Here is a 1587-nt window from a genome sequence, read left to right on the forward strand (position 1 = left end):
TCGCTCGACAAAGCTAAGGCTTCCTTCAGCAGGCTGTTCTCCAGCTCTGTCCGGCTCTGACGGTTCAGTTCTTGGAGCTGTTCTCTCGGACTTGCCTGCTCTGACTTCTGCTGTTCGTGCATTTCTCTCAAACTCATGCTCCAGTTCCTCCTTTCCAAAACTCATGTTGTAGTATTTTTCCAGCTTATTATTACGAATTTTACAAGCCTTTTCTCCTGCCTGCTTCCTTGCTAAGTCGGTATATGTGATGTACTTGTGGCTGTCCTGCCAGTCTACTCCGTACCCTCTTTCATTCATCAGCCGGATAAAGGTTTCCCGGCTGGTCGCTGTTTCCTTACAGTCCAGTACCGCCAGGGCAATGTCCTGAACATAACTTTTCACTTTCCCCTGCTCTGCCTGCTTCAGAAGCTGGTACGTCTCTTTTTTCCATGCCACTGTTTCCTCTCGTTCCGCTCCTTCAAAGGTCTTTCCCTTTTCCGGGACGTGCAGCCCCTGCTCTTGGCTCTGTGCGTTGCACCGCTCCTTCAGCTCCCGAAGGTCGGCACTGCTCCACTGGAGCTTGTGCCCGTCCTCAAAATTGACAGAATTGACGATAAAGTGCGTATGGACATGGTCTTTGTCCTTATGGGTAGCCACAAGCACCTCAAACCCTTTCCATGCCGGCGTATTCTCTGCAAGCTGTAATGCGTTCCTGTGTGCCTGCTCCGGCGTGATTTTCTCGTCCTTATGGTAGCTCTGGACAAAATGCTTGTATGTCCTTCCCCCGGTTTTCTCCCATAGTTCCTTGGTAGCCTGCATTTCCTCCTTTGCTGTCTCTGCTTCACAATGCAGACCGCTGACAAGCTTCTCCTCTGTCTTTTCTTCTTTCGTCACATAATCAATCGCCTGTCCTATGCCTGCCTTTGAAGATACCGCCTTAATAACTGCCATACTTGCTTCAGCTCCTCCCCTTGTTCCCGCACCTCGGCTTCACTTGGCAGCACTCCGCCCTCATTACACCGCTTTGCTATCTGGTTGAGGTTGTTCCCGATCCGCTTCAGCTCCGGGATAAATTCTTTGATACCGTCCGTATTCACGATCTGCTTCTCCAGCACACAGGAAAGGATATACTCCTGCTGGTTCTTCCCGCTCTGGAGAACCTTCTCCTGCAACTGCTGGTATTCTTCCTCGTTTACCCGGAAAGATAGCTGTTTTGGTCTTGTCTTGTTCATGGCTGCTTTCCCTCCTGTTCCCGGACAATGTTCTCTTTTCCCCCTAATTCTTTTTCATGCAAATCATCTGCGTATTCAAAACCATATTCTTGTGAAGCTATCTGCTCCAGCCTTGCCATTGTCTTTCTCGCTTCCCATTGTGCTTCTTCACTGCGGGCTGTCCGAAAATCCAGCACTGCCAGATGATACTGATTTTCGATATACTTCTTGTCCATGATGACCTCACTTTCCCGGTGGTATTACCACCGCATGACGAGCCTTCCGGCTCTGATTTAAGGGGGATTGAAGGGGGGCTTGCCACCCTCACAAGTTCTAAAGTGGTAACACTTTAGGGAACTTGCAATATATCCGCTACACATATTATAGCATGATAGAC

The 1587-nt window shown here is 49.4% G+C and carries 3 protein-coding genes; all 3 read right to left on the reverse strand.

Annotated features, from left to right (window positions below):
• The coding region (locus ACZMIG_RS14770) for a relaxase/mobilization nuclease domain-containing protein (protein WP_487889766.1) at positions 1-930 on the reverse strand (930 nt) is incomplete at its 3' end.
• Positions 891-1211: a plasmid mobilization protein gene (locus ACZMIG_RS14775; protein WP_487889767.1), complete on the reverse strand. Its 321-nt coding sequence runs from the start codon at positions 1209-1211 to the stop codon at positions 891-893. The genes ACZMIG_RS14770 and ACZMIG_RS14775, both read right to left, overlap by 40 nt.
• Complete coding sequence (locus ACZMIG_RS14780; RefSeq protein WP_487889768.1) at positions 1208-1426, reverse strand: hypothetical protein; 219 nt, start codon at positions 1424-1426, stop codon at positions 1208-1210. Before ACZMIG_RS14780 ends, ACZMIG_RS14775 begins: the two co-directional genes overlap by 4 nt.
• Between the last annotated feature and the right edge of the window lie 161 nt (positions 1427-1587).

This window comes from Xylanibacter sp. (assembly GCF_057607445.1).